This window comes from Streptomyces sp. BE20, assembly GCF_036322525.1.
In the GTDB taxonomy this organism is placed as follows: Bacteria; Actinomycetota; Actinomycetes; order Streptomycetales; family Streptomycetaceae; genus Kitasatospora.
Map to the genome: position 1 here is coordinate 79,357 of NZ_JAQYWW010000589.1, position 6,000 is coordinate 85,356.

The 6,000-nt window shown below is 74.9% G+C and carries 7 protein-coding genes and 1 pseudogene; 5 read left to right on the forward strand and 3 right to left on the reverse strand.

Translation table 11 applies throughout. The features are described from left to right. Nucleotides 1–46: 46 nt before the first annotated feature. Nucleotides 47–838 (forward strand): SDR family oxidoreductase, encoded by a 792-nt coding sequence (locus tag PUR61_RS11890; protein ID WP_329878627.1) that lies wholly within the window; start codon nt 47–49, stop codon nt 836–838. Between the two features lie 55 nt (nt 839–893). Here PUR61_RS11890 and PUR61_RS11895 read toward each other — a convergent pair whose 3' ends face one another. Continuing rightward, nucleotides 894–1,352 carry a MarR family winged helix-turn-helix transcriptional regulator gene (locus tag PUR61_RS11895; RefSeq protein ID WP_329878629.1) on the reverse strand — a complete coding sequence of 153 codons (459 nt, stop codon included), beginning with the start codon at nt 1,350–1,352 and terminating at the stop codon, nt 894–896. 160 nt (nt 1,353–1,512) lie between these two features. Here PUR61_RS11895 and PUR61_RS11900 point away from each other — a divergent pair, with 160 nt between their 5' ends. Then, nucleotides 1,513–2,241, forward strand: coding sequence for a tyrosine-protein phosphatase (locus tag PUR61_RS11900; protein WP_329878631.1), 729 nt, complete (start codon nt 1,513–1,515; stop codon nt 2,239–2,241). 40 nt (nt 2,242–2,281) lie between these two features. Further along, a complete protein-coding gene (locus tag PUR61_RS11905; RefSeq protein WP_329878633.1) occupies nt 2,282–3,244 on the forward strand; it encodes a phosphorothioated DNA-binding restriction endonuclease in 963 nt (320 codons plus the stop codon). Between the two features lie 14 nt (nt 3,245–3,258). Here PUR61_RS11905 and PUR61_RS11910 read toward each other — a convergent pair whose 3' ends face one another. Beyond that, on the reverse strand, nt 3,259–3,717 hold the full coding sequence (locus PUR61_RS11910; RefSeq protein ID WP_329878635.1) for an RICIN domain-containing protein: 459 nt from the start codon (nt 3,715–3,717) through the stop codon (nt 3,259–3,261). A 266-nt stretch (nt 3,718–3,983) separates the two neighbouring features. Here PUR61_RS11910 and PUR61_RS11915 point away from each other — a divergent pair, with 266 nt between their 5' ends. Beyond that, nucleotides 3,984–4,331, forward strand: a complete 348-nt coding sequence (locus PUR61_RS11915; protein WP_329878637.1) for a hypothetical protein — start codon at nt 3,984–3,986, stop codon at nt 4,329–4,331. 16 nt (nt 4,332–4,347) lie between these two features. Here the strand turns inward: PUR61_RS11915 and PUR61_RS11920 are convergent, their stop codons facing one another. Next, complete coding sequence (locus PUR61_RS11920) at nt 4,348–5,223, reverse strand: TIGR02452 family protein (protein ID WP_329878639.1); 876 nt, start codon at nt 5,221–5,223, stop codon at nt 4,348–4,350. 338 nt (nt 5,224–5,561) lie between these two features. Here PUR61_RS11920 and PUR61_RS11925 point away from each other — a divergent pair. Next, nucleotides 5,562–6,000 (forward strand): annotated as a pseudogene (locus PUR61_RS11925) (hypothetical protein); the annotation flags it as partial.

Consider the following 6,000-nt stretch of genomic DNA (forward strand, 5'->3'; position numbering starts at 1 on the left):
CGGTGGCGACGCCGGCGGCGAAGCGGGGAAGAGTAGGGTGCGGAGCATGTCGACCGCCACCGATTCCGCTGCCGCTGCCGAGCAGACCGACCGCCCCGACGTGGTCCTGATCACGGGTGCCGGGCGCGGCATCGGGGCCGCCACCGCTCGGCTGGCCGGCCGCCGCGGCTACCGCGTCTGCGTCAACTACCGGACCGACGAGGGCTCCGCCGCCGCCGTGGTGGAGGAGATCCGGGCCGGGGGCGGCACCGCGCTCGCCGTCCGGGCCGACGTCACCCGCAGCGCCGAGGTGGAGCGGCTGTTCGCCACCGTCGACGCCGAACTCGGTCCGCTCACCGCGCTGGTGAACAACGCCGGGACGCTGGAGAAGCAGGGCCGGCTGGAGGACATCGACGAGGAGCGTCTCAACCGGATCTGGGCCGCCAACATCACCGGTCCGTTCCTCTGCGCCGCGCAGGCGGTCCGCCGGATGTCCACCCGGCACGGCGGGCGGGGCGGCGCGATCGTCAACGTCTCCTCCGCCGCCGCCCGGCTCGGTTCGCCCAACGAGTACGTGGACTACGCGGCCGCGAAGGCCGCCGTCGACACGATGACCCGCGGCCTGTCCCTGGAGGTCGCGGCCGAGGGCATCCGGGTCAACGCCGTCCGCCCGGGGCTGATCCACACCGGGATCCACGCGCTGGGCGGCGAGCCCGGCCGGGTCGACCGGGTCGCGCCGGGCCTGCCGATGCGTCGGGGCGGGGAGGTGGAGGAGGTCGCCGAGGCGATCCTGTTCCTGCTGTCGCCGGCCTCCTCGTACACCACCGGGGCGTTCCTGGACGTGTCCGGCGGGCGGTGACGAGGGCAGTGGCCGGGGCCCCGGAGGGGATCCCTCCCGGCGGGGCCCCGGCGGCTCAGTGGTGCCAGGCCCGGCCACCGGTGTTGTGGATGAAGCGCTGGAGGACCTTGAGAGTGGTCAGGTACTCCTCGTCGGTGATGTCCGCGTGGCGCTCCGCCCAGAGGTCGTCCTGGAGGCCGGCCGCCTTGTCGAAGAACGCCCGGCCGTCGGAGGTGAGCGTGAGGCGGCCCCCCGCCTCCTCGACGATCCAGCCCTGCGTGACGGTGGTGTCGATCTCCGCGGCCAGCGCCTCCGGCCCGGTGTCCAGGTACTCGCGCAGGACCCGGGAGACGTCCTCCCGCGTCAAGGGCGCACCGGCGCGGGCCACCTGGGCCAGCACCCACCACTGCGGCTGGGTGGTGCCGATCTCCTCCAGCGCGCCACGGGTGCGGGTGACGACGGCCTTGTAGGCCGCCCAGCTCCAGTACCCGATGGGCTGCTTGATCAACTCGGCGTCGCTGTGCGAGTACTCCACGGCCGGCTCCCTGTCCTCTGTTCCGCCCGGCTGCGACGACTCCGCGCCGGGCCGGTTCCTCGACACCGACCCTAGGAATTGAAGCCGACTTCAAGTCAAGCGTGATCGCCGTGTCCCAATTCCTTCCCCCGGCGGCGCCCGCGCCCGTACGGTAAGGGCCATGACCGACGACCTGCCGGACCGTGAACCCGACCTGCCGTCCGCCTTCATCGACATCCCCGGGGTGCGCAACTTCCGCGACGCCGGGAGCGTCGGCTCGCTCCGGCGCGGCGTGCTCTTCCGCTCCGGTTCGTTCCACACCCTCGCGCCCGAGGGCGCCCAGCGGCTCAAGGCGCTCGGGCTGCGGACCGTGATCGACCTGCGCAGCCCGTTCGAGCTGGACGTCTGGCCGGACCTGCGGCACGGTCTCGACCACGAGACGCTCAGCCTCCCTACCCTGCCCGCCAACCGCGAGGACACCGACCGGCCCTGGCCGGAGGGCCAGGCGGAGCTCTACCCGTTCATGGCCGCGACCGCCGGTCCCTCGCTGGTCGCCGCGATCCGCCGGCTCGGCACCCCCGGCACCCTGGCGGCCGTCGTCCACTGCGCCGTCGGCAAGGACCGCACCGGGCTCACCATCGCCGTCGTCCAGGAGCTGCTGGGCGCCTCCGAGGCCGAGATCCTCGCCGACTTCCTGCGCTCCAACACCGGACTCGGCCTCCTCGACGGGCCCACGCCCTACATCGACGAGACCGGTACCGAGCGCATCTCCCGGCCCATCTCCGAGGAACTCCTCACCTCCTCCTTCGACTGGATCCGTGCCCACCACGGCTCCGTCACCGCCTACCTGCACGCCCACGGCGCGACGGACGAGGACCTCGACGCCCTCCGGGCCAACCTGTCGGAGTGACGGGAACGCGGGAGGCGGCGGAGCGGGGGGAGAACGGGGCATGAGGCGTGGCGAACTGCTCGCCGGGCTGGCCGGGATCCGGCAGGCGCAGAGCAACGGCGTCCGCGCGCCGCACAAGCCGCTGCTGCTGCTCTGGCTGCTCGGCCGCCACGCCCGTCTCGGCACCAGCGAGGTGCCGTACGCGGAGGCCGAGCAGCCGGTCAGCCGGCTGATCAACGACTACGGGCCCGCCGTCGGCCGCAACACGGCCGCCCAGCGGGCGGCGATGCCGTTCGTCCACCTGGAGCGGAGCCTCTGGAGCCTGCGGGACGGCGCCGGGCGGCCGCTCGACGCCAAGGACGTCCGGGACAGCGGTGCCGCGCTGCGCCGGGTCGACGCGGTGGGCCGGCTGCGGCCGGAGGTCGAACGGCTGCTCACCGAGGACCCGTCGGCCCTCGCGGTCGCCGTCCGGCTGCTGCTGGACCGGCACTTCACACCCACCCTGGAGGCGGCGATCTGCGAACAGGCCGACGTCGCCCTGCCCGAGCTGGACGTCGCCGACCTGGAGCTCCCCGCGGCGGGCGGGACGGGGGGCGGGCCGGCGTACCGGATCACCCGGCGCCGGGTCCGGGCCGCCGGCTTCGCCGCCGACGTGCTGCGGGCGTTCGACCACGCCTGTGCGATCTGCGGGTACGACGGCCGGCTCGGCCGCGCCGCCGTGGGCATCGAGGCGGCGCACGTCCAGTGGCACAGCCAGGGCGGCCCCGACGTCGTCGACAACGCGCTCGCGCTCTGCTCCCTGCACCACGCGCTGTTCGACTTCGGCGTGCTCGGGGTGACGGAGGACCGCACCGTCCGTGTCTCCCCCCACTACCGGACGGACTCACCCGCGGGCCGGGCCGTCCTGGCCCTGGGCGACCTCCCGGTGGCGCGCCCCGACCGACCGCTCTCGGCGCGCGCGCACGACTTCCTGGGCTGGCACGACCGGTCGGTGTTCAAGCACGCGGGGTTCGTCCTGGGCTGACCTGCGACGGGCCGCTACTGCCGTTCCAGCCGCCACCACTGGGCCGGCGAGTCGGTGTCCTCCCACTGGTGGACGGGGGCGGGCGGCTCGGTGACCGGACCGTCCGGGGCGGTGAGGGCCTTGCCGCTGACGAAGCTGGTGAGCGTGTACGTGCCGGGGTCGTCGAGGTGGTGCTCGACCAGCCATTCCTGGGCGCCGAAGGCGTTGGCGGACCACTGCTGGACCGGGACGCCGTTCTCCGGAGAGGCTCCGGTGACGTCGAGCCGCTTGCCGCCGGCGACGTTCTCGACGTGGAACAGCGCACCACCGGGGTGGACGGCGCTCAGCCGCCAGAGCTGCGCGTCCGAGCCGTTCTCCGCACCGAGCACCGCCTTGGCGCCGCTGCGGCGGCTGCCGTCGGCGATCTCCAGCAGCAGGCCGGCGGCGACGTTCCGGATGCGGTAGAGGCCGTCGGTGATCACGTGGTCAGTCACGGGGGGAGTCTCTCACCGGGCTACGACAGCCCGGTGTTCGCAGCTGAACGCGGCGGCCAGGACGAGGACGACGGCACCCACCTGCACCAGCGCGGAGGCGGCGGTACCGAGCGGCACCGCGGTCGCCCGGGTGAGTACGGGGCACGGCGACCGGGCCGCGCGGGGGATTTCGCCGGACGGGCGGCGGAGCGGCCCGCACGAGGACGCGCGCCGCGGGCGGGCTATGGTCGGAGGTCCGAGGAGTCTGCTGAGGAGTGGAGTCGACCATGGCGAGGATCCCGAACGCGCTCACGGCCACCGTGCCCGCCGCGCTGACCGCGGCGAGCGGTCTGGTCGGCGGCTACGGCGTCGCCCGGTGGACCGGCAACCGCCAACTCGGCGGGGCCGTCCTGGCGGTGGCGGGCGCCGGCGCGGCCGCGCAGTGGCACCGGCGTTCGGGTGCGGCCACCGCTGCCGCGCTGACCGGGCTGTACGTGGTCGCGTTCGGCGGCTCGCACCCGCTGGCGAAGCGGATCGGCGCCTGGCCGTCCGTCCTCGCCGTCACCGGCGTGGTCGCCGCCGCCTCGGCCGTCGCGTCGGCGGTCGTCACCAGGCCGTCGGCCCCCAGGGGCTGAGCCCGCGCGGGGGCTGTCAGCCCCCGAACCGGGCCTCGAAGGCGTCCCGGTTCGGCGAGACCGGCGTCCGGTCCCAGACCGCGAACACCACCCGGTCGAAGGCGGCCCCGTACCGGGACAGCGCCCCCTCGAAGGCCTCCGCCACCTGGGCCGGGTCGTTGCGGAACACCCCGCAGCCCCACGCCCCCAGCACCAGCCCGCGTATCCCGTGCCGCGCCGCCGCGGCGAGCACCCGCTCGGCCCGCTCGGCGAGCACGCCCCGGACGTCTACGGTCGCACCCGCGTCCACGGCCGGGCCGGCCGTCTCCGTCCCGGTGTCCCCGGCGTCCGAACGCAGCGCCAGCTGACCGGCGTTCGGTGCCGGCGAGGTGAGGAAGGTGACCGGGTACGGCCGGGCCAGCAGCTCGCCGCCCCCGCCGCGGATCACCGGCACCTCGGGCGAGACGATCACCCGGTGGCTGTACCTGAGGTCGCGGGAGGCCCGGTGCGCCTCGTAGTAGTCCGGCGCCTCCACCAGGCAGGTGTACAGCAGGGCGCTGCGGCAGAGGTCCTCCTCCTGGGCGCGGGCGCCCCGCAGGTAACCGCCGCCCGGGTTCCGCGCGGAGGCGAAGTTGAGCACCCCGACGGGGCCCGCGCCCGCCTCGACCAGCCGCCGGGCCGCCCCGATGCTGCCCTCGGCGGTGACCTCGACGGCCTCGGGCCGCACCACCGGCCCCGGGCCGCCCACCGACACCAGCTCGTCCAGCTCCGCCGGGGCGTACGACACCGTCCCGGCGCGGGCCGCCGCCAACGACCCGGCCAGGTCCACGAGCTCGCCCCCGGGCACCCGGTAGCTCCCCCGCTCGACGATCCCCTCGTTCTCCGCCGCCACGTTGCGCATTCTGCTGCTCATGTCCGCGACGGTAGGGGACGCCGGCCGGCCGGCGCCACTGGTTATTCTCAGCACCAGAACAACGTGCCCGGCCCGCCCGGACGCCGCCCGCCCCCTTCCTGCGGGCGGGAACGCCGACGGGCCCGCTCCACCGAAGTGGAACGGGCCCGTCGTCAACGCTCAGTCACCGCGCCCCGCGGCCTCGCCGGAGGGCCGGGACGCCTGCGGCGTCAGTTCTTCCAGCGCGGCTTGCGGTCGTCGCGGTTGAAACCGCCCGAGCTGGGGCCACCGGGGCGGCCACCGCGGTCGTCACGGTCGCGGTTGAAACCGCCACCGGCCTGCGGGCGACCACCGGAGCGGTGGTCGTCACGGCGGGAGAACGGACGGCTGCTGCCGCCGCCGGCGCTGCCACCGCGCTCGTCACGGCCGAAGGCCGGACGGTCACCGAAGGAGCGGGCCGGGCGGTCGCCGAAGGAGCGGGCACCGCGGTCGTCACGGTCGCGGTTGAAGCCGCCACGGTCGTCACGGTCACGGTTGAAACCGCCGGGGCGGCCACCGCGGTCGTCACGGTCACGGTTGAAGGACGGACGGTCCCCACGGTCGCGGTTGAAGCCGCCACGGTCGTCACGGTCACGGTTGAAGCCACCGGGGCGACCGCCGCGGTCGTCACGGTCACGGTTGAAGGACGGACGGTCCCCACGGTCGCGGTTGAAGCCGCCACGGTCGTCACGGTCACGGTTGAAGCCACCGGAGCGGCCACCGCGGTCGTCACGGTCACGGTTGAAGGACGGACGGTCC

Bases quoted from the DNA above. Each gene is read 5' to 3' on its own strand.
- PUR61_RS11915 (WP_329878637.1), top strand. From the start codon at position 3,984: ATGGCGAGGATCCCGAACGCGCTCACGGCCACCGTGCCCGCCGCGCTG.
- PUR61_RS11890 (WP_329878627.1), top strand. From the start codon at position 47: ATGTCGACCGCCACCGATTCCGCTGCCGCTGCCGAGCAGACCGACCGC.
- PUR61_RS11905 (WP_329878633.1), top strand. From the start codon at position 2,282: ATGAGGCGTGGCGAACTGCTCGCCGGGCTGGCCGGGATCCGGCAGGCG.
- PUR61_RS11920 (WP_329878639.1), bottom strand. From the start codon at position 5,223: ATGAGCAGCAGAATGCGCAACGTGGCGGCGGAGAACGAGGGGATCGTC.
- PUR61_RS11900 (WP_329878631.1), top strand. From the start codon at position 1,513: ATGACCGACGACCTGCCGGACCGTGAACCCGACCTGCCGTCCGCCTTC.